At 65.7% G+C, this 20,746-nt stretch carries 15 protein-coding genes and 3 pseudogenes; 9 read left to right on the top strand and 9 right to left on the bottom strand.

Annotation, left to right across the window (positions count from 1 at the left end; genetic code table 11):
* Nucleotides 1-6 precede the first annotated feature (6 nt).
* From xth to glnE, 5 genes and pseudogenes are all read right to left on the bottom strand, one after another.
* Nucleotides 7-780 (bottom strand): exodeoxyribonuclease III, encoded by a 774-nt coding sequence (gene xth / locus H5J25_RS06545; RefSeq protein WP_202095244.1) that lies wholly within the window; start codon nucleotides 778-780, stop codon nucleotides 7-9.
* A 12-nt stretch (nucleotides 781-792) separates the two neighbouring features.
* Nucleotides 793-1,134: an iron-sulfur cluster insertion protein ErpA gene (gene erpA / locus H5J25_RS06540; RefSeq protein WP_202095243.1), complete on the bottom strand. Its 342-nt coding sequence runs from the start codon at nucleotides 1,132-1,134 to the stop codon at nucleotides 793-795.
* A 55-nt stretch (nucleotides 1,135-1,189) separates the two neighbouring features.
* On the bottom strand, nucleotides 1,190-1,984 hold the full coding sequence (locus H5J25_RS06535; protein WP_404829585.1) for a M23 family metallopeptidase: 795 nt from the start codon (nucleotides 1,982-1,984) through the stop codon (nucleotides 1,190-1,192).
* A 286-nt stretch (nucleotides 1,985-2,270) separates the two neighbouring features.
* A complete protein-coding gene (locus H5J25_RS06530; RefSeq protein ID WP_202095242.1) occupies nucleotides 2,271-2,738 on the bottom strand; it encodes a peroxiredoxin in 468 nt (155 codons plus the stop codon).
* Nucleotides 2,719-5,410: pseudogene (glnE, locus tag H5J25_RS06525) on the bottom strand (bifunctional [glutamate--ammonia ligase]-adenylyl-L-tyrosine phosphorylase/[glutamate--ammonia-ligase] adenylyltransferase). The gene H5J25_RS06530 and the pseudogene glnE overlap by 20 nt, the downstream one beginning before the upstream one ends.
* Nucleotides 5,411-5,537: 127 nt before the next feature.
* On the opposite strand from glnE, the gene H5J25_RS21110 reads away from it, so the two are divergent.
* The 3 genes and pseudogenes from H5J25_RS21110 (at nucleotide 5,538) to H5J25_RS06515 (ending at nucleotide 8,124) form a co-directional block, all read left to right on the top strand.
* Nucleotides 5,538-5,663, top strand: coding sequence for a hypothetical protein (locus tag H5J25_RS21110; protein WP_263973961.1), 126 nt, complete (start codon nucleotides 5,538-5,540; stop codon nucleotides 5,661-5,663).
* 99 nt (nucleotides 5,664-5,762) lie between these two features.
* Nucleotides 5,763-6,716: an isopenicillin N synthase family dioxygenase gene (locus H5J25_RS06520; protein ID WP_202095241.1), complete on the top strand. Its 954-nt coding sequence runs from the start codon at nucleotides 5,763-5,765 to the stop codon at nucleotides 6,714-6,716.
* Between the two features lie 114 nt (nucleotides 6,717-6,830).
* Nucleotides 6,831-8,124 (top strand): annotated as a pseudogene (locus tag H5J25_RS06515) (homoserine dehydrogenase).
* A gap of 311 nt (nucleotides 8,125-8,435) precedes the next feature.
* Here the strand turns inward: H5J25_RS06515 and H5J25_RS06510 are convergent.
* From H5J25_RS06510 to H5J25_RS06500, 3 genes are read right to left on the bottom strand one after another with little or no spacing between them, the layout of a single operon-like run.
* Entirely contained in the window at nucleotides 8,436-8,870 is a 435-nt protein-coding gene (locus H5J25_RS06510; protein ID WP_225883394.1) for a hypothetical protein, read from the bottom strand.
* A 38-nt stretch (nucleotides 8,871-8,908) separates the two neighbouring features.
* Nucleotides 8,909-9,346, bottom strand: a complete 438-nt coding sequence (locus tag H5J25_RS06505; protein WP_202095239.1) for a CoA-binding protein — start codon at nucleotides 9,344-9,346, stop codon at nucleotides 8,909-8,911.
* 37 nt (nucleotides 9,347-9,383) lie between these two features.
* A complete protein-coding gene (locus tag H5J25_RS06500; RefSeq protein WP_202095238.1) occupies nucleotides 9,384-10,337 on the bottom strand; it encodes an Mrp/NBP35 family ATP-binding protein in 954 nt (317 codons plus the stop codon).
* A gap of 71 nt (nucleotides 10,338-10,408) precedes the next feature.
* Between H5J25_RS06500 and hflK the strand changes: the two genes are divergently transcribed.
* The 6 genes from hflK to H5J25_RS06470 all read left to right on the top strand — a co-directional run bounded on the left by hflK (nucleotide 10,409) and on the right by H5J25_RS06470 (nucleotide 19,226).
* Nucleotides 10,409-11,548, top strand: a complete 1,140-nt coding sequence (gene hflK / locus H5J25_RS06495; RefSeq protein WP_202095237.1) for a protease modulator HflK — start codon at nucleotides 10,409-10,411, stop codon at nucleotides 11,546-11,548.
* A complete protein-coding gene (gene hflC / locus H5J25_RS06490) occupies nucleotides 11,545-12,420 on the top strand; it encodes a protease modulator HflC (protein ID WP_202095236.1) in 876 nt (291 codons plus the stop codon). The genes hflK and hflC overlap by 4 nt, the downstream gene beginning before the upstream one ends.
* Before the next feature lie 99 nt (nucleotides 12,421-12,519).
* Complete coding sequence (locus tag H5J25_RS06485) at nucleotides 12,520-14,055, top strand: Do family serine endopeptidase (protein ID WP_202095235.1); 1,536 nt, start codon at nucleotides 12,520-12,522, stop codon at nucleotides 14,053-14,055.
* Between the two features lie 139 nt (nucleotides 14,056-14,194).
* On the top strand, nucleotides 14,195-15,859 hold the full coding sequence (locus tag H5J25_RS06480; RefSeq protein WP_202095234.1) for a helicase HerA-like domain-containing protein: 1,665 nt from the start codon (nucleotides 14,195-14,197) through the stop codon (nucleotides 15,857-15,859).
* A 93-nt stretch (nucleotides 15,860-15,952) separates the two neighbouring features.
* Nucleotides 15,953-17,176 carry a M20 metallopeptidase family protein gene (locus H5J25_RS06475; protein ID WP_202095233.1) on the top strand — a complete coding sequence of 408 codons (1,224 nt, stop codon included), beginning with the start codon at nucleotides 15,953-15,955 and terminating at the stop codon, nucleotides 17,174-17,176.
* A 61-nt stretch (nucleotides 17,177-17,237) separates the two neighbouring features.
* Complete coding sequence (locus H5J25_RS06470; protein ID WP_202095232.1) at nucleotides 17,238-19,226, top strand: OPT family oligopeptide transporter; 1,989 nt, start codon at nucleotides 17,238-17,240, stop codon at nucleotides 19,224-19,226.
* 193 nt (nucleotides 19,227-19,419) lie between these two features.
* Here H5J25_RS06470 and H5J25_RS06465 read toward each other — a convergent pair.
* A pseudogene (locus tag H5J25_RS06465) lies at nucleotides 19,420-20,705 on the bottom strand (glycoside hydrolase family 130 protein).
* Nucleotides 20,706-20,746 lie beyond the last annotated feature (41 nt).

Genomic DNA, 20,746 nt, shown 5'->3' with positions numbered 1-20,746 from the left:
ATGTCCTTACGAGCGCAGTTTGACCCAGGTGGGGGCATGGTCGCTGGCCTTTTCGCGACCGCGATAGTCCTTGTCGACACCGGCGTCGGCCAGCCGATCGGCGGCGACGGGCGACAGGAGCAGATGATCGATGCGGAACCCGGCATCCCGCTGCCACGCACCCGCCTGATAATCCCAGAACGTCCACACCCCGCCCTTCGGGTAGCGCGTGCGCAAGGCATCGGTCCAACCCTGTGCGACGAGACGACGAAACCCTTCGCGGCTTTCGGGCTGCATCAGTGCATCGTCGGACATGGCGCGGACCGAAAACGTATCATCGTCGTTCGGGATGACGTTGTAATCACCCGCCAGCACGACGGGCTTTTCCTCCGCGAGCAGGACGCGGGCACGATCGGCAAGCCGATCGATCCAGCGCAATTTGTAATCGAACTTCGGACCCGGCTGCGGATTGCCGTTGGGCAGATAGATGGAGGCGACGACGGTGCCGTCGATGTCGCATTCCAGATAGCGGCTATGTTCGTCCTCCGGTTCGCCGTCCAGACCGCGCTTGCGCTCGACCGGGTCGGCGCCCTTGGCAAGCACGGCCACGCCGTTCCAGCTTTTCTGTCCGTGCCAGACCGCGCCATAGCCCGCGGCGCGGATGTCCGCTTCGGGGAAGGTTTCGTCGCTGGTCTTCAATTCCTGCAGGCACACCACATCGGGTTGCTGCTCGGCAAGATACTCGACCAGACGCGGCAGCCGCGCCTTGATACCGTTGATGTTGTAGGTGACGATCTTCACGTAGCGGCGCGATCAGACCGAAAAGCTGGAGCCGCAGCCGCAACCGGACGCGGCGTTGGGATTTTCCACGCGAAACGCCGCGCCGCCGAGCGATCCGACGTAATCGACGGCACAGCCGCGAACGAGATCGAGGCTGATCGAATCGACAACCAATCTTACCGCCCCGGTTTCCGCGACGACATCGTCATCCGCGACCGTGTCGGCGAGCTCGAACTTGTACTGGAAGCCGGAGCAGCCGCCGCCATCGACAGCAAGACGCAGAATGGCGGGCTTGCCCTGCCGCTCGGCAATCGCCGCGACGCGAGCGGCAGCGGACGGGGTCAGCGATACGGGAGCGGGAGCGATGGTGGCCATAGGGTGGAGATAGGCCGTCGCGCGGGGATCGGCAACCGGGGCCGATCCCTGACGATCAGTCAGCGGAAGCGACCGCCGGACCGCCCATTGCGACCGGGGTCATCTTCACGCCGTTCTGCGTGTTGTTCAGATAATCGGCGGTCTGCAGGAATGGGATCGGATTGACCGCGTGACCGTCGATGCGGACTTCGTAATGGAGGTGCGGGCCGGTCGAACGGCCGGTCGAGCCCATCAATGCGATCAACTGGCCGCGCTTCACGCGCGTGAAGGGTGCGACGAGGATCTTGGACAGATGGCAGTGGCGCGTCTGGATACCCTTGCCGTGATCGATCTCGACCAGATTGCCATAGCCGCCCGAACGCTCGGCGCGATCGACATAGCCGTCGGCCGTCGCATAGATCGGGGTACCGACGGGACCGGGGATATCCACGCCGGCGTGCATTGCAGCGGTGCCGCGGAACGGATCGGAGCGGACGCCGTAATTGCTGGTGAAGCTGAGCCGTTCCACCGGCTGTGCCGACGGAATGGCGATGACGGTCTGTTCGAGCGTGTCGAGTTTCTTCCAGGTCATGAACAGCGAGCGGAACTGCTGGTCGGCCTGAAGATCGATGCTGGCTTCGTTGCTGTCGGCGGCTTCGAACGGACCACCCACCGCGACGGTCTTCGCTGCGACGATGCCGGTGGAGGCTGCAGCGCCTGCCGGGGCGTTGGGGACGGCATGGGCAACGCCGCAAGCCGATACGCTCATTGTGACGGCTGCGATCATGTTCCGGGCGGTGAACCAGGCCCGGCCTTGCGCGAACGTACCAGCGGCATTTTCCGCGGTATCCGCGATAGAAATCTTGGTCATTAATCCCCGGCGATCTTGCTAGGGACACCGGAATATCCGGCATCCGAACCTTGAAGTGTCGAGATCGCAGCCCCTCCGCGTTCTGACGCAGCCTTTCTGACCCGCGAAGTAGTTAACTAACAACCCTGTCGGTTGGAATGAGCGGCCAACCGCAGGACTTAAGCGGTGAGTCGTTAAATCGTGGGTGAACGTTTCGCGAACTTCATGATGCGCCGCAAAATCTTCATGGGCAGGATCGGTCGTTTCGTTCGACCGATTTGCGACGTTCGCGGTGGTTAATCGCGCGTCAGGCGGATGCGCGCGCGACGTCCAGAACGGCCGCGGCGTGACCCGGCACCTTCACCTTGCGCCACGACCGGACGAGCGTTCCGGCGGCATCGAACAGCCATGTCGACCGGTCGATGCCCATATAGGTCTTCCCGTACAATTGCTTCTCGCCCCAGACGCCGAACGCCTCCGTCACCGTGCCGTCCATATCGCTGGCGAGCGGTACGGCGAGATCGTATTTCGCGGCGAATTTCACATGCTTGGCTGGCGTGTCCTTCGATACGCCGAGCAGTTCGAACCCAAGTGCCCGGAACTCCGGATAGAGCGCACCGAATTCCTGCGCTTCCTTGGTGCAGCCCGGCGTGTCGTCCTTCGGATAGAAATACAGCACCAGCGGCTTGCCGATGAACGTGCGCAGCGCGAGGTCCGTCCCGTCCGGTCGGACGAGCGTGACGTCCGGCATCGTATCACCCGTTTCGATCGTCATCGCCACCTCCGACATCCGCCCAGAATTGCATAACCTCCTGCCGTGTGCGGTCGAACGCGGCAAGCGTCGCGGGCCAGTCGGGAAGCCCGACGGCACGCGCGACCAGCGCCTGCGTGGTCCGTTCGGGCACCTGCGCGTCGGGGGCGACGAGCCTGAGGGTCACGATCAATCGTGTGAGCAGGTCGTGGCAGGCCCGCATGTCCGGCGGCGCATGCCCGGCGGCGATCAACGCGTCGATCGCACGACCCAGATTAGGGTCGAAGCCGGTGCGATGCGTGAGCTGCGCGAGATGCGTGGCGAATTCGAGATCGACCAGTCCACCGGGGGACAGCTTGGCATCCAGCGGACCGGCGGGCGGCTTGTGCGCGGCCATGTCGGCGCGCATCTTGGTGCCGTCGGCAATCAGGTCGCGCTCCGGACGGTCGCCGTTCAGTACCGCGTCGATCACGCGGATCGTTTCCGCGCGCGCCGATGTGGAGCCGAAAACGGGGCGTGCCCGCGTCAAGGCCATATGCTCCCACGTCCATGCGCTTTCCCGCTGATACCGCGCGAAACCGTCGAGCGAGACGGCGAGCGGCCCCTGCGTGCCCGATGGGCGGAGGCGGGTATCGACCTCGTACAGCGGACCGGAGGCGGTGGCGACGGACAGCGCGCCCGTCAGGCGCTGTGCGAGGCGGTTATAGTATAGCACTGCACCGAGGCGTTTTTCGCCGTCGGACTCCGCAGCGAAATCGCCGGTGAAGAGATAGATCAGGTCGAGATCGGAAGCGTGCGTCAGGGCGCCCCCGCCCATCCGTCCAAGTGCCAGCACGACGAGTTCGCTGTCCGCCACACGCCCGTGTTTCGATGCGAATTCGGCGACCGTCGCCTCGGCCAGCACGCGGATCGCCGCCTCCGCCACGCGCGCATAGCCGGCCGATACGTCTAGCGGATCGGAGACGCCGGCAACGATCTGCGCGCCCAGGGCGAAGCGCTTTTCGCCAACGACCTTGCGCACGTGATCGAGCCGCGCCTGATAGTCCGCCCCCTCCCCCATTTCGGCGGCGAGCGCGTCGATCGATCCGACCGCCTCCAGCGCGGTCGCGTCGATCAGGCCGTCGAGCAGTTCGGCGCGGCGGCCGAGTGCGTCCGCCAACGGCTCGGCATGGCTGAGGATCGCGCCGAGCAACCGCGCGAGCGCGGGGCGCGCCTCAAGCAGGCGCAGGAAGTTGATCGCGCTGGGCAGGCGCGCGAGCATCGCGTCCAGCCGCAGGATCGCGGCGTGCGGATCGGGCGCGGTGCCGAGCGCGTCGATCAGGCCGGGCAGCACCGCCTCCAGCGCCTGCAACGCCGCCGGGCTGCGCAACGCGGCATAGGAGCCCGCGCGCCACTGTTCGATCCGCTGTACCGCGCCGGTCGTGTCGGCAAATCCGGCAGCGGCGAGCTGATCGGCCAGCCGCGCGGCATCGTGCGACAGCCCGTCGGTTTCGCCAGGTTCGATCGAGATCGTAGATGCGGGCGGTGCCGGCGACGTGCGGGCGCAACAGATCGAGCAAGGCGGGCCCGTCCGGCAGGCCGTGCAACCGCGCGACGCCGTCCAGCGCCGGACCGGTCGGCAGGCGATGCGTCTGGCGGTCGTCGATCATCTGCACGCGGTGTTCGATCGTGCGCATGATCGTGTAGCTGTCGGCCATCGCCCTTGCTTCGTCCGCGCCGATCCATCCGGCGCCGGCGAGCGCCGACAGTGCGTCGCGAGTGGCCGGGGCGCGCAGGGCGGGATCGCGGCCGCCGTGGATCAACTGATGGATCTGCGCGAAGAACTCGACTTCGCGGATGCCGCCGCGCCCGCGCTTGAGATCGAAGCCGGGGCCGAACGCCTGGCCCTGCGCGTGATGATCCCGGATGCGGCGCGAGATGCCGCGGATTTCGCCGATCGCGCCGAAATCGAGCGCGCGGCGCCAGACGAACGGGCGGATCGTGTCGAGGAAACGCCGCCCGAGCGCGACATCACCGGCGGCGGCGCGGGCGCGGATGAAGGCGGCGCGCTCCCACGGCAGCGCCTGCGATTCGTAATAGCCGATCGCGGCGTCGATCGGCAGCGCGAGCGGCGTGGCTTCCGGAGACGGGCGCAGGCGCAGGTCGACGCGCAGGACATAGCCGTCGCCGTCGCGCGCCTGGAGCAGTTCGACGACGCGCTTGCCGATGCGTATCGCCGCTTCCTGCGCATCCTCGCGCGGGCGGCGGGGCAAGGTCAACGGATCGAACAAGAGGATCGGATCGATGTCCGACGAGTAATTGAGTTCGTGGCTGCCCTGCTTGCCGAGTGCGATCGCGGTGAAGCCGACGGGCTCGGCACCCGGCGTGCGTTCCTCGATCGCGGTGCGGATCGCGAGATCGAGCGCGCGGTCGGCAAAGTCGCTGAGCGCGCGGGTGACCGCGGTCAGATCGAGCAGCCCGGCGAGATCGCCGATCGCCACCAGTACCGAAATACGGCGTCGCGCGAGCCGCAACGTGCGGGATACAGGCTGATCGTCCGCGATCGGGAGGGGCAGGTCGAACGGCGGAAGGTGGCCGGCTTCGAGGTCGGCGGCGAGATCGGTTTCGCGGCCCAATGCCATCGCCAGGAACGGCGATTCCGCCCGCGCCCGTGCGAGGGCTTCGATGATCCGGGGGTCTGGCGAGCGGCTGTTCATGCGACGAAGCATTGCATCGGCGCTCCCGCTGCCGGTTGGCAAGCAACAAATGGCCTTTTCGGCCGTTTTAACGTGCATGATGTCTCACGGCCAAACCATATCGACATACGACGCCGCGGAGGGCTCAGTGCTTGTCGCGACGCCTTATGCCGGGGACGTCGTGTCCGGCGCGCTGCATTGCGCCTATGACGGGCGAGACGAGCTGCCGGACGATTGGATGTCGCTGCTGGACTGCCTCGACCGGATCGATTGATCGACATATTTCCGTTCCGCATGCGTCGCTAACGCCGCTCTGTTCGTAGCGCCGTCGAGACGATATGCTGCGTCATCATTTCGAAACGGATCATGTAAGATGCTCGACACACCAGCCGCCCAGGTTCCCGCTTTATCGTTGAAGGACGAGGCCGCCGACCCGGCCGCCTTCGCCGCGGCGCTGGGCGGATCGTTCGAGCGGTTCGGGTTTGCGGTGGTCTCCGATCACGGTATTTCCGATGATCTGATCGCGCGGGCCTGGGAAGAAACGAAGGAGCTGTTCGCGCTGCCGGATGAGGAGAAGCGCAGCTACTACACCGCCGCCGGCGGCGGGCAGCGGGGCTATACGCCGTTCAAGACCGAAATCGCCAAGGGCGCGAGCGCGGTCGATCTGAAGGAATTCTGGCATGTCGGGCGCGGCCTGCCCGAGGGGCATAGATATTCCGACGTGATGCCGCCCAACATCTGGCCTTCGCGGCCAGAGGGGTTCCGCCCGGTGTTCGAGGAATTGTTCGCGGCGTTCGATACGGCGGGCGACCGGCTGTTGTCGGCGATCGCACGGCATCTGAAGCTGGACGCACACTGGTTCGACCCGGCGGTGAAGGACGGCAATTCGATCCTGCGGCTGCTCCATTATCCGCCGATTCCCGTGGATGCCGAGGGCGTGCGGGCGGGCGCGCATGAGGACATCAACCTGATCACGCTGCTGCTGGGTGCGGAAGAGGCGGGACTGGAACTGCTCGGCAGCGACGGCATGTGGTTGCCGATCAAGCCGCCGGAAGGTGCGATGGTCGTCAATGTCGGCGACATGCTGCAACGGCTGACCAATCACGTCCTGCCATCGACTACGCACCGCGTCGTCAACCCGCCGCCGGAACGCCGCGGACATTCGCGCTATTCGATGCCGTTCTTCCTGCATCCCGCACCCGATTTCCTGATCGAGACGCTGCCGTCGTGCATCACGCCGGACAATCCCAACCGCTATCCCGAGCCGATCACTGCGCACGATTATCTGCACGAACGGCTGGTCGAGATCGGGCTGGTGAAAAAGTAGCGGAGCTTCACGCTTGCGGAACTGCCCCACCCCAACCCCTCCCCTGAAGGGGAGGGGCTTTTCAGGGGTGGGCTGCCTCGCTTAGGGCATCGGCTTGAATTCGGGGGTATGGCCATGACAACACCTTTACGCATCGCGCTTGCCGGTCTGGGCACGGTCGGCGGCGGCGTCGTTCGCTTGCTGGATGCCAATGCCGCGCTGATCGCGCGTCGCGCGGGTAGGCCAATCGAGATCGTCGCGGTGTCCGCGCGCGACCGGTCGAAGGATCGCGGCGTTGACCTGTCGCGTTTCGAATGGGTCGACGACACGAGCGCGCTGGCGAGCCATGCGCAAGCCGATGTCGTGGTCGAACTGATCGGTGGATCGGATGGCCCTGCCCTGACGCTGGCGCGCGCGACGTTGAAGTCGGGCAAGGGGTTCGTCAGCGCGAACAAGGCGATGATCGCGCATCACGGGCTGGAACTCGCGCGCACGGCGGAAGAGTCCAAAGCGGCGCTGAAGTTCGAGGCGGCGGTGGCGGGCGGCATTCCCGTGATCAAGGGGCTGCGCGAAGGCGCCGCGGCGAACGAGATCGCGCGGGTCTACGGCATCCTGAACGGCACGTGCAATTTCATCCTGTCGAAAATGGAAGCGGAAGGCCGCGATTTTGCGGAAGTGCTGAGCGAGGCGCAGGCGCTGGGCTATGCCGAATCCGACCCGACGTTCGACATCGACGGCATCGATGCGGCACACAAGCTTGCGATCCTGTCGAGCATCTCGTTCGGTACGCAACCGGCTTTCGGCGGCGTGGTCGCGAACGGCATCCGCCACGTAATCGCAGCGGATATCGCGGAGGCGGCGGCGCTCGGCTATCGCATCCGCCTGCTCGGCATCGCGGAGGATGGCCCGCACGGATTGTTCCAGCGCGTGCATCCGCATCTCGTCCCCGTCAGCCATCCGCTGGCGCATGTCACCGGCGCGACTAACGCGGTGGTGGCGGAAGGGAATTTCGTCGGCCGCCTGCTGTTCCAGGGGGCGGGTGCCGGTGACGGGCCGACCGCATCCGCCGTCGTCGCGGACCTGATCGACATTGCGCGTGGGGAATATGGCCCCGCCTTCGCGATGCCGGCCGATTCTGCTAGTCGAGCAGAAACCCGCCGACGCGGGCGAGCGCCGCGGCCGTGCGTACGTCCGCTTCACCGTGGCGGACAAGGTCGGCGTGCTGGCGGAGATCGCCGCAGCGATGCGCGACGCGGGCGTGTCGATCGAAAGCCTGATCCAGCGCGGATCGGGCAGCGAGGATGGCAGCGTGCTGGTCGCGATCGTGACGCATGAGGGGCCGGAACGCTCCGTCGCGCAGGCGCTGGAGAAGCTGCGCGGATCGCAGAGCCTGCTGGGCCAGCCGGTATGGATGCATATTCTGGGGTAGGATCGGGGTCGCTGGCTGTGAGCCTGAGATTGCCCCACCTTTTCCGTTCGTTTCGAGCGTAGTCAAAAAAGCTGTTCCGCGTGCCCGCCGGGCCTGTTTCTCGACTTCGCTCGAAACGAACGGATCAGGATGGATTGTTCGAACGGGCCGGGAGATGGACGCTGCGCTCGAAACGAACGGAGGGGCGAATGGATTGTCCGAACGGACCTAAGGATGGGTGCAGAATGTGCTCTTATCGGCGGCTTGTCAGCGGTGGGCTAAGCGGCGTTGGCTTGAGCGGCATCGATCAGGCCGCATAGAGCGTCGCGGCGTCAGGGCAGGATCACGCTGGCCGGCATCGGCGCGTCGAGATCGATCGGTACGCGGCCAGTCTTATCCGGTTTCTTCGCGAAGGCCCGTTTGGCGAGATCGACCGCGCCGGCGATGATCGGCACGATGGGTGGGCCGAAACCGACCGTGCACCCCCTCATCTGCGTGGTGCAGGGCGCGTTTTCCGCGTTCATCGCGGTGGTCGCGCGCATGTCGGGATTTGACGGCTTTGGCCCTTTGGGGATCACCTCGTTCGGATAGGGCAAGGTCTGCGACGGCAGGGGCTGGCCGCAGACGATGATGTCCTGGTCCTTTTCGACGGTGGAGCTTGCCGGACGGCACGGCTCGTTTCCGACCGGCTCCAGGATCGACCAGGACTCGCCCTTGGGGTTGTCGGCGCCGGATGCCGTTGCGGCTTGCGCCAGAAGGATCGCCATTAGCATGACCGGAGGATGCGCGGCAATCGTGGCGAGATTCAGGCGTCGGCCGGAACCCTAGCGACGCCGAGCGCCGGGATGTCGATCGCCGGGCAGCGGTTCATCACGACCTGCAGGCCCGCCGCCTCGGCTCGTGCCGCCGCATCCTCGTTGACGACGCCGAGCTGCATCCAGACCGCCTTCGCGCCGGCTGCGATCGCCTGATCGACCGCGTCGCCCGCCGCTGCCGAATTGCGGAAGATATCGACGATATCGATCGGGTCGCCGAGTTGTTCGAGATCGCGGAAGACGAATTCGCCGTGAATATGTTCGCCGGTGATCTGCGGATTGACCGGGATGACGCGGTAGCCGTGGTCCTGCAGCGCCTGCATCACGCGGTAGGATGGGCGGTCGGGGCGGTCCGATGCGCCGACCATCGCGATGGTGCGGGCGTTTTCGAGCAGCGTCTTGATCTCTGCGTCGGATGTCAGGGGCATCGTGAAATCTCCTATCGGTCCGGCGGGAGCGCGGGCATCAGCCCAGCCACGTGTCCACCTTGGCCGCCACTTGCCTGAACGCAGTCGCTTCCGCCCCGTTCCCCGACACCGGGGGGACGCCCGCATCCGAGGCCATCCGAATCGCGATGTCTAGCGGAATGCGGCCAAGGAACGGGATGCCCAGCACGCCGGCCGCCGCCTCGGCTCCGCCATTGCCGAACGGGTCCGATATCTCGCCGCAATGCGGACAGGCATAGCCGGCCATATTCTCGACCAGCCCGATGATCGGTACGCCGGCCTTGACGAAGAAGTCGATCGCGCGCTTCGCATCGATCAGCGACAGGTCCTGCGGGGTGGAGACGATCACCGCGCCCGCCGGACGGTGTTTCTGCACCATCGTCAACTGCACGTCGCCGGTGCCGGGCGGCAGATCGACCACGATCACGTCCTGGTTGCTCCAATTGGCATCGAGCATCTGGCCGAGCGCCCCCGCCGCCATCGGCCCGCGCCACGCGACCGCCTGATCCGCGGCGACCAATTGCCCCATCGACAGGATCGGCACGCCGTATGGCGTCGAGACGGGTTGCAACTGCTTGTCGTGCGCGGTCGGCTTCGTGCCTTCCACACCCATCAGCATCGGCTGGGACGGGCCGTAAATGTCAGCATCGACCAGCCCGACGCGCCGTCCGAGCGCGTGCAGACCGAGTGCGAGATTGGTCGAGACGGTGGATTTGCCGACCCCGCCCTTCCCGCTCGCCACCGCGACGATCCGGCGCGTGGTGCGCTGGCTCGTCTGCGCGACGCGGACGGTCGCGACGCCCGGAACGGCGAGCGCGGCGGTGCGGACATCGGCTTCCAGTGCTTCACGTTGCGGCTCGTCCAACCCGGTGACGTCGAGGATGATGCTCGCGCGGTCATCGTCCATCCGTACGGTCGCGCGGGTTCCTGCAATGCGTTCAAGAGCATCGGCGATTGTAATATTCTGTGCCATCGCCGCGCAGATAGGACCGTTAAGGGTGCTTGCCACTGTTTTTCGTAAACACGCACCCCTATAAAGACTGCATGACGATCCTTACCGGCTGGCTCCAGCGCTTCAATATCCACTTCTCCGATGCGCCGAAAAGCCCCTGGGGTAATGGCAATGGCGGTAGCAACAACACCGGCGGCGACGGCGGTGGGCCGCGCAATCCGTGGGCGGTTCCGCCCGGCGGCGCGCGGGGCAGCAAGCCGACCGCACTCGACGAATTCCTGCGTCGTGCGCGCGGAACCGACGGCGGCGGCGGTGGCGGCGGTTTTTCCGGCATGCCCGGCACGCCCGGCGCGCGGAACCTGTGGCTGATCGGTGCGGGTCTGATCCTGCTGGCGTGGATACTGCTGACCAGCGTGTGGCAGATCGGGCCGCAGCAGCGCGGCGTCGTGACCAGCCTGGGCCGGTATTCGGGTACGCTGGAACCGGGTATCCGCCTGACCCTCCCCGCGCCGTTCGCGAACGTGTTCAAGGTGGACGTCCAGAACATCCAGACCGACGATTTCCCGAGTGGTTCGGGTGGCGAGAATCTGGTCCTGACCGCAGACCAGAACATCATCGATCTCGCTTATTCGGTGCGCTGGGACATTTCGAACCCGCAGGATTTCGTGTTCCAGATCGCCGATCCGAAGGAAACCGTGCGTGCGACCGCCGAGAGCGCGATGCGCGCGGTGATCGCGACGACGCCGCTGGACGATGCGATCGGTTCCGGGCGCGGCGTGGTGGAGGCGCGTGTCCAGCAGCTGATGCAGGAAGTGCTCGACAGCTATAATTCCGGCGTCCGCATCCGCGGTGTCGCGATCCGCCAGTCGCAGGCGCCGAACGCGGTGATCGACGACTTCAAGGCGGTGTCCGCCGCGCAACAGGCGGCACAGAGCAACATCAACCTTGCGCGCGGTTATGCGCAGCAGACGTTGGCCTTCGCACAGGGTGAAGCGACGTCGTTCGACAAGGTGTACGAACAGTATCGCCTGGCCCCCGAAGTGACTCGCCGCCGTATGTATTACGAGACGATGGAGGCCGTGCTGGCCAAGAGCGACAAGACGATCGTGGAAGCGCCCGGCGTGGTGCCGTATCTGCCGCTGCCGGGGGCTGCGCGCAGCCTGCCCGACGCGGCGCCCGCCCCTGCCCCGGCCAAGCCGACGCCCGCGCCGACGACGGGAGCCGCCCAGTGAACGCCTTTCCCCGCAATCCGATCGTCGCGGTCGCCATCGCGCTGCTGGTCCTGATCCTGATCGCCAGCACGATCAGCATCGTTCCGGAAACCAAGCAGGTCGTCGTGCTGCGCTTCGAACAGCCGTATCGCACGGTCAATCGCTGGCAGCCGAACCAGCCGTTCGGGCGGACTGGCGCGGGCGTCGTATTCCGCCTGCCGTTCGCGGATCGTCTGGTCTGGGTCGACAAGCGCATCCTCGATGTCGAACAGGGCGATACGCAGGTTCTCTCGACCGATCAGCTGCGTCTGTCGGTCGATGCGTTCGCGCGGTTCCGGGTGGTCGATCCGCTGAAGGCGGTCGTCTCCACCGGCAGCACGAGCAATACCGAGGAACGCATCATCGCGCAGCTCAGCCCGCTGCTCGGCTCGGCGCTACGTAACGAACTCGGCAAGCGGCCGTTCGCGGCACTGCTGAGCCCGGAACGTGGTCAGGTGATGGATAATATCCAGGCGGGATTGCAGCGTCAGGCGAGCCAGTACGGCGTGCAGATCGTCGACGTGCGGATCAAGCGTGCGGATCTTCCGGACGGCAGCCCGCTGGAAAGCGCGTTGCAGCGCATGCGGACGGCGCGTCAGCAGGAATCGGCGACGATCACCGCGCGCGGCCAGCAACAGGCGCAGATCATCCGCGCCGAAGCGGATGCGGGTGCGGCGAAGATTTATGCCGAGGCGTTCAACAAGGATGCGGATTTTTACGACTTCTACCGCGCTATGCAGTCCTATCGTTATACGTTCGGGGCAAATAACGACGGCAAGCCGCGTGGGAATACTTCGTTGGTCTTGTCCCCGAACAATGCCTACCTACGTGAATTCCAGGGCCGTGGTCGATAATCGGCAAGCTGTCGGTCCGTTCACATTCAATCTCCGTTCAGCAACCACCGGCGAAAGGTCCGGATGTTGCCATCCGGCAGTCGAGAGGAAATGACCCACGTGCGTTATGCTTACGCTATCACCGGTGCACTGCTCCTGAGCGGCACCGCCGCGACGATGATCTACAACCCGACCGCGTCCGCGCAGGTCGCCCAGAACGAACCCGGCACGATCCAGGCCGCCGCACCCAAGCCGGGAGCTCCGATGAGCTTCGCCGACATGGTGGCGAAGCTGCAGCCGGCGGTGGTCAACATCTCCACCACGCAGAAGATCACGCAACAGGCGCAGCCCAACCCGTTCCAGGGCACGCCGCTGGGTGAATTGTTCGGCCAGATGAACGGCGGCCAGGGCGGCCCGGTGACGCGCGAGGCCAGTTCGCTGGGGTCGGGCTTCATCATCTCGCCCGACGGTTATGTCGTGACGAACAACCACGTCATCGCGCCGGGCGCGAAGGGCGCGACGGTCGAATCGATCAAGGTGATCATGATCGATCGCAAGGAATATACCGCCAAGCTGATCGGCCGCGATCCTGCATCCGATCTGGCGCTGCTGAAGATCGACGGTGCCAATTTGCCGTTCGTGAAGTTCGGTGAGTCGGCGTCGGCGCGCGTCGGCGACTGGGTGCTGGCGATCGGCAATCCGTTCGGGCTGGGTTCGACCGTCACCGCAGGTATCGTCTCCGCATTGCATCGCGCGACCGGCGCTGCGGGCGCCTATGACCGCTTCATCCAGACGGATGCGTCGATCAACCAGGGCAATTCCGGCGGCCCGATGTTCGACCTGAACGGCAACGTGATCGGCATCAACAGCCAGATCATCTCGCCGACCGGCGGGAGCGTGGGCATCGGCTTCGCTATTCCCGCCGAGGACGCCAAGCCGGTGATCGATACGCTGCGCAGGGGCGTGGCGGTCAAGCGCGGGTATCTGGGAATCGGTATCCAGCCGATGACGGCGGATATCGCGGCGGCACTGGGACTTCCCAAGGATCGCGGCGAAATCGTCTCGCGGGTCGAGCCGGGCGAAGGTGCGGCGAAGGCCGGGCTCAAGCAGGGCGACGTCGTCGTCCGCGTCGCGGGCAAGGACGTCACGCCCGACCAGACGCTCAGCTATCTGGTCGCCAATCTGACGCCGGGCAGCTCGGCCAAGCTGGACGTGATCCGCGACGGCAAGCCGGTGGCGCTGAATGCGACGATCGGCACGCGTCCGACCGAGGATCAACTCGCGGCGCTGAACGGCGGCGGTGACGATGACGGCTTGCCAGACACCGACGACGAACAGAGCGGCCAGGCAGCCGGCGCGAACGCGCTTGGCCTGCAGGTCGTCCCGCTGACGCCCGCGATCGCGCGCAGCCTTCAGCTGGAAGCAACGGTGCAGGGCGTGGTCGTCGCGGCGGTCGATCCGTCGAGCGACGCCGCGACCAAGGGCCTGAAGCGTGGCGACGTGATCGTCTCGGTCAACCGGGTGCCGACGCGCACTGCCAACGACGTGGCATCGGCGATCGCCGCCGCCAAGTCGGCCGGTCGCGATCAGGTGCTGGTGTTCGTCCAGCGGCCACGTGGCGCAGGCGGCTTCATCCCGCTGAAGATCAAGAAGTAATCGTGCGCGGGAGGGGCTTGCCCCTCCCGATGCATTTGCCGGGCCGGCGGTCGAGCGACGGATCGCCCTCCCGCATTTTAGTTTCCCTCCCTCGCCAAACGCGCGATAACCCACGTCAAGTATAGCGTGGGGATTAATTATGGCGGACGGACCTATCTTCATCGGCAGCGGCCCCGGCGGCGTCGATCCCCAGAATCTGGAACTCAAGCGCGCCAACCGGCACGGGCTGATCGCGGGCGCGACCGGCACCGGTAAGACGGTAACGTTGCAAGGCATCATCGAGGGCTTTTCGGCACGCGGCGTGCCGTGCTTCGTCGCCGACGTGAAGGGCGACCTGTCTGGGCTGGCCATGGCCGGCTCCCCTACTGCCAAGACGCATGCCATCTTCGCCGCGCGCGCCGCGGAGATCGGGCAGACCGACTGGACGTATAGCGACAATCCCGTGCAATTCTGGGATCTGTACGGCGAACAGGGCCATCCGATCCGCACCACCGTCAGCGAGATGGGGCCGCTGCTGCTGTCGCGGCTGCTCGATCTGAACGAGGTGCAGGAAGGCGTGCTGAACATCGCATTCCATGTCGCCGACAAGGACGGACTGCTGATCCTAGACCTGGACGATCTGCAGTCGATGCTGGTCCATTGCGGCGAGCGTGCGGATGAACTGACCACGACGTACGGCAATGTCAGCAAGGTGAGCCTCGGCACGATCCAGCGGTCGCTGCTGCAATTGCGCAGCCAGGGCGGCGACCATTTCTTCGGCGAGCCTGCGCTCGACATGGACGATTTTATCGGGGTGGACGATACCGGTCGCGGCATCGTCAACATCCTCGCCGCCGACAAACTGATGGCGTCGCCCAAACTGTATTCGACGTTCCTGCTGTGGCTGATGAGCGAGTTGTTCGAGCATCTCCCCGAGATCGGCGATCCCGACAAGCCGACCCTGTGCTTCTTCTTCGACGAGGCGCATCTGCTGTTCGACGAGGCCCCCAAGGCGTTGCTCGACAAGATCGAACAGGTGGTTCGCCTGATCCGGTCGAAGGGCGTGGGGGTCTATTTCATCACGCAGAACCCGATCGACATTCCCGATACGGTCGCGGGCCAGCTCGGCAACCGCGTGCAGCATGCGTTGCGCGCCTTTACCCCGCGCGATCAGGCGGCGGTGAAGTCCGCCGCGACGACGTTCCGTGCCAACCCCGACATCGATGTCGCGACCGCGATCACCGAACTGAAGGTCGGCGAGGCTTTGGTGTCGCTGTTGCTGCCCGACGGATCGCCCTCCCCCGTCCAGCGCACGCTGATCAAGGCACCGCGTTCGCGCGTCGGTCCCGTCACCGCGGTCGAACGCGGGGTGCTGATCCAGACCGATCCGATCGGCAGCAAATACGACACGCTGATCGATCGCGAGTCCGCCGAGGAAATCCTCGCCGCGAAGACGAGCGAGGCAGCAGCCGCCGCCGCGGAAGCCAAGGCGAAGACCGAGGCGGACAAGGCCGCCGCGGTGCAGGCGAAGGCGGATGCGGTGGCCGCGAAGGAAGCGGAACGGAAACGCGTCGCCGATCAGCGCGAGGCGGATCGCCAGGCGAAGCTGGCCGCGCAACAGCAGAAGGCCGCCGAACGCGAGGCCGCGAACAGCCCGTGGAATCGCGCCGTCACGTCGGCCACTCGGAGCGCGTCCTCCGCGGTCGGCCGAACCGTGGCCAACGAAGTATCCAAGGCGGTTTTCGGATCATCGCGCAGCGCGGGCTCCGGAATCGTCGGCGGTCTCGTCCGCGGCATTCTCGGCGGGTTGTTCAAGGGACGGTGACGGCGCCGTCATCCTGATCCGACATAGGGTTACATCCGGGCGGCGCAGGGTATAGCTTTGCACCATCAGCAGAAACCGAGCCCCCGGAGCCTTATGAACGACATCACCGCAGAAAGCCGCACCGACTGGACCGCCGTCGGCGAAGCGCAACTCGCCGATGCCGTCGCATTGCGGCGCGCGATCCATGCCGATCCGGAAATCGGGCTGCAATGCCCGCGCACGACGGACAAGATCAAGGCGGCGCTGGCCGGCCTGCCGCTGGAGATCCGGGACAGCACGTCCACGACCGGCTTCGTCGCCATCCTTCGCGGTGGGCGGGATAATGGCCGGACCGTTCTTCTTCGGGGCGACCACGACGCATTGCCGATGCAGGAGGAAACCGGACTGCCCTTCGCCAGCACCGTGCCGGGCGCGATGCATGCGTGCGGGCACGATCTGCACACCGCGATGCTGGTCGGCGCGGCGCGGGCGCTGTGCGCGCGGGCGGCCGATTTGCCGGGAACGATCGTGTTCATGTTCCAGCCGGGCGAGGAAGGGTATCACGGCGCACGCTTCATGATCGAGGATGGGCTGCTCGCCGATCCGAAGCCGGAGGCGGCGTTCGCCTTGCACATTTCGCCCAACATGCGATCCGGCGTGTTCGTCAGCCGTGCGGGGGCGCTGCTGGCCTCCACCGACGCGATCAACATCACGGTGCGCGGCGCGGGCGCGCATGCCGCCATGCCGCAGGACGGAATCGACCCGATCCCGGTGGCATGCGAGATCGTCACCGCATTGTCGACCTTCGTCGCGCGGCAGATTGCGGTTACCGACCCCGCCGTCCTGTCGATCACGAAGATCACGGCGGGTTCCGCCTACAATATCGTGCCGGATGAGGTGCAGATGATCGGCACGCTGCGCACGCTGTCCAACGCGACGCGGACCAAGGCGAAGGCCGGGTTGCAGCGGATCGTGGAGCATGTCGCGGCGGCGCATAATTGTGTCGGCGAATTGCGCATCGACGAGGGGTATCCGGTGACGCAGAACGATCCGCGCGCGGTCGCGATGATCCGCGACATCGCGGTCCGGCTTGGCGGCGACGGCAGCTATGTCACGATGCCCGCGCCGATGATGGGCGGCGAGGATTTCTCGTACGTGCTGCGCGACATACCCGGTGCGATGGCATTCGTGGGCGTGGCGCCGGAGGGCACCGATCCCAACACCAACCCGCCGCTGCACAATACGAAGATGACGATCGACGAGCGCGTGATGGCCAAGGGTGTCGCGATGCATTGCGCGTTGGCGGAGGCGTTCCTGAACGACGGGCTGGGCGACTGAACGCGCGGGGAACGGCGAATTGAGGCTGTTCCCTACCCCGCCGCCGTGCAACGGTGGCGTAATGACCGATACGCGATCCGCCCCCGCCGCCAGCGCACACCCGCTTGCCGAACTTACGATCCGGGGCGTCGTTCTCGGCGCGTTGATCACGGTGCTGTTCACCGCGGCGAACGTCTATCTCGGACTGAAGATCGGGCTGACCTTCGCGACGTCGATCCCCGCGGCGGTGATCTCGATGGCGATCCTGCGTTTCCTGCCCAATTCGAACATCCTGGAAAACAACATCGTCCAGACGATCGCGAGCGCAGCGGGCACGCTGGCGGCGATCATCTTCGTGTTGCCGGGCCTGATCTTGGTCGGCTGGTGGAGCGGATTTCCGTTCTGGACGACGGCGTTCGTCTGCATGGTCGGCGGCATCCTGGGCGTGATGTTCTCCGTACCGCTCAGGCGGGCATTGGTCACCGGATCCGACCTGCCCTACCCCGAAGGCGTCGCGGCGGCGGAAGTGCTGAAGGTGGGGACGGAGTCCGCGGGCGGCGATGTCGAGAATGCCAAGGGGCTGCGCGTGATCATCTTCGGATCGATCGTGTCGGCTGGCTATGCGCTGCTCGCCGCGATGAAGCTTGTCGTGGCGGAGGCGACGAAGAACTTCCGCTTCGGCGGCAGCGCGAGCGGGATTTCGGGCAGCTATTCCATGGCGTTGATCGGCGTGGGGCATCTGGTTGGCCTATCGGTGGGCCTGGCGATGTTCGTCGGGCTGCTGATCGCGTGGGTCGGGCTCGTGCCGTATCTGACCGCGGGCAATGCCTTTACCGAACCGCTGGATACGATCGTCAGCGGCGTGTTCCGTGGGCAGGTGCGCTTCATCGGCGCGGGGACGATCGGCGTGGCGGCGATCTGGTCGTTGCTGCGCATCGTCGGGCCGATCTTCGGCGGATTGAAGTCGGCGATGGCGGCATCGCGGGCGCGCGCGGCGGGGTCTACGCTGGACGTGACGGAACGCGACCTGCCGATCGGCATCGTGGCGGGTGCGGTGTTGCTGACGCTGCCGCCGATCGCGTGGCTGCTATGGAATTTCTCCGCCGGTGGGCCGGTGCACGAAGCACCGTTCGCGGTGATCGGCGGGACACTGGTCTTCATCCTCATCGCCGGCGTGCTGATCGCAGCGGTGTGCGGATATATGGCGGGCCTGATCGGTGCGTCGAATTCGCCCGTATCGGGGGTCGGCATCCTCGCGGTGCTGGGCGCGTCATTGCTGCTCGTCGCGGTGTTTGGCCACGGTACCGATCCGTCGCGCGCCAATGCGCTGGTCGCCTATGCATTGTTCACGACCGCTATTGTGTTTTCGGTGGCGACGATATCGAACGACAATCTGCAGGATCTGAAGACCGGGCAGCTGGTGGGGGCGACGCCGTGGAAGCAGCAAGTCGCCCTGGTGCTGGGCGTCGTCTTCGGGTCGCTGGTGATCCCGTTGGTGCTGAACCTGTTGAAGGATACGTTGGGTTTCGTCGGTATGCCCGGTGCAGGGCCGAACGCACTGTCGGCGCCCCAGGCAGCGTTGATCTCCAGCCTGGCCAAGGGGGTGTTGGGCGGCGATCTGGACTGGACGCTGATCGGGTCGGGTGCGCTGATCGGCGTATTGGTCGTCGCGGTCGACGAGATGCTTGGACGCACTGGTAAGATGCGCCTGCCCCCGCTTGCGGTCGGCATGGGCATCTATCTGCCGATGTCCTTGACATTGCTGATCCCGATCGGGGCGGTGATCGGGTACTACTACAATCGCTGGGCAGAACGGTCGCGCAATCCGGAGTTCGCGGAGCGGATGGGCGTGCTGGCCGCGACCGGGCTGATCGTCGGCGAGAGCCTGTTCGGGGTGGCGTTCGCCGGCATCGTCGCCTGGGTCAACCGAAGCGGGCCGGTGCCGGCCATCGATGCGCCGTTGGCCGTGGTGGGCGCAGATTTCGAACATGTCGCGCTGTATGTCGCGCCGGTGTTGTTCGTGGCGCTGATCGGCTGGCTGTATTCGCGGACGCGCAAGCTGGCAGGGTGACGACCGCAGACTGATATAGGCCGGGTTACGTGATCCGACCCGAACCCACCGTTCGTCCTGAGATTGTCAAAGGGCGGGCCACCGGTACAGGTGCTTCGACAGGCTCAGCACGAACGGGTTAGAGTGAGGTCGCCGACCTCAAGGACGTCGACACCGGCTGCCTCGACACGGGGTGATCCACCACCCCAACCGATCACTCGCGTGCCATTTCCGCCAGCATCGTGCTGATCGGGATGAACGCGAAGGCGACGGAACTGTCGGCCACGCCATACGGCACGAACAAGGTGTCACCGTGGCGGATCGCGCCGCAGGTGTAGACGACGTTCGGGACATAGCCCTCGCGGTCCTGATCGGCGGCGGCGAGGATCGGCTGGATCGTGCGGCCGATGACCTTCGACGGATCGTTCTTGTCGAGCAGGACTGCGCCGATCGAATATTTGCGCATCGCGCCGACGCCGTGCGTCAGCAGCAGCCACCCTTCCTCCAGTTCGATGGGGGGCCGCAATTGCCGATCTGGACCAGTTCCCAAGGATATTTGGGTTCGAGCAGGCGCGTGCCCTCTTCCCAATGCGTCAGCGTGTCGGATTCGAGCAGGAACAGGTTTTCGCCGTCCTGACGGCCGATCATCAGATACTTGCCGTTCACCTTCTTGGGGAACAGCGCCATGCCCTTGTTGCGGCTTGCCGGGCCGGACATCGGGACGAGATCGAACGCGCGGAAATCCTTGGTGCGCATCAGTTCGGACTGGATCTGCGAGCCGTTGTAGGCGGTGTAGGTGCCAAGCCATTCGACGGCGCCGTCCTCATGCGTGAACTGGACGAGGCGGAGATCCTCGAGCCCTTTCGACTGCGCCGCGGTGATCGGGAAGATCACCGTGCCCGACAGCGTGGAATCGCGGTGGCGATAGACGGTGATCGGACCGACGGGGAGCTCGTCCTCTTCCTTGCCGACCGCGTCGGTGGCGGTGGCGAAGGGTGGCTCGGGCGCGAGTTTCAGCTGGTTCTGGTCGGTGATAATGCCTTCGCGGAAGGCGACGGACGAGATGTGTCCCTCGCCCACCGCGCGCAGGCTCATGAGTATACGGAGCGATCCAGGCGGCATGCCCGACTGGTCGAAATGCGGTGTGGCGCTGGGGTTCATCAACGCGGCGGCAGCGTAGGAATATTCGTGGCAGAAATATGCGCCGATCAGCTGACGCTTCTCGTCGCCGATCTCGCTGCCGTCGAGATCGAGCATCGCCTCTATCTCGTCATAGCGCGTCATGAATACGCGGCGGGTCTGCCAGTGCCGCGCCTCGAAATCCTTCAGAACGACTTCCAGCTCCGCTCGGGTCTGCTGGATGTCCATCTCGAGCACCTCGCGGACCAGCCGTTCGGTTCTGCTGCCGCCGTTGCCCGCCCATGCGAGATGGAACGGGCGGACGACGACGCGAGAAGGATCGGCATGAAGCCGCAATGCGTGGTGGAACAGCTCTGACACAGACTTCCTCGCTTCAACGCCCCGGTAGCGGCGTCGGTAGC

The organism is Sphingomonas aliaeris, from assembly GCF_016743815.1.
Taxonomy (GTDB): Bacteria; Pseudomonadota; Alphaproteobacteria; order Sphingomonadales; family Sphingomonadaceae; genus Sphingomonas; species Sphingomonas aliaeris.
Note: the sequence above shows the minus strand (reverse complement) of the source record. Positions and strands in the feature narration are given on the sequence as shown.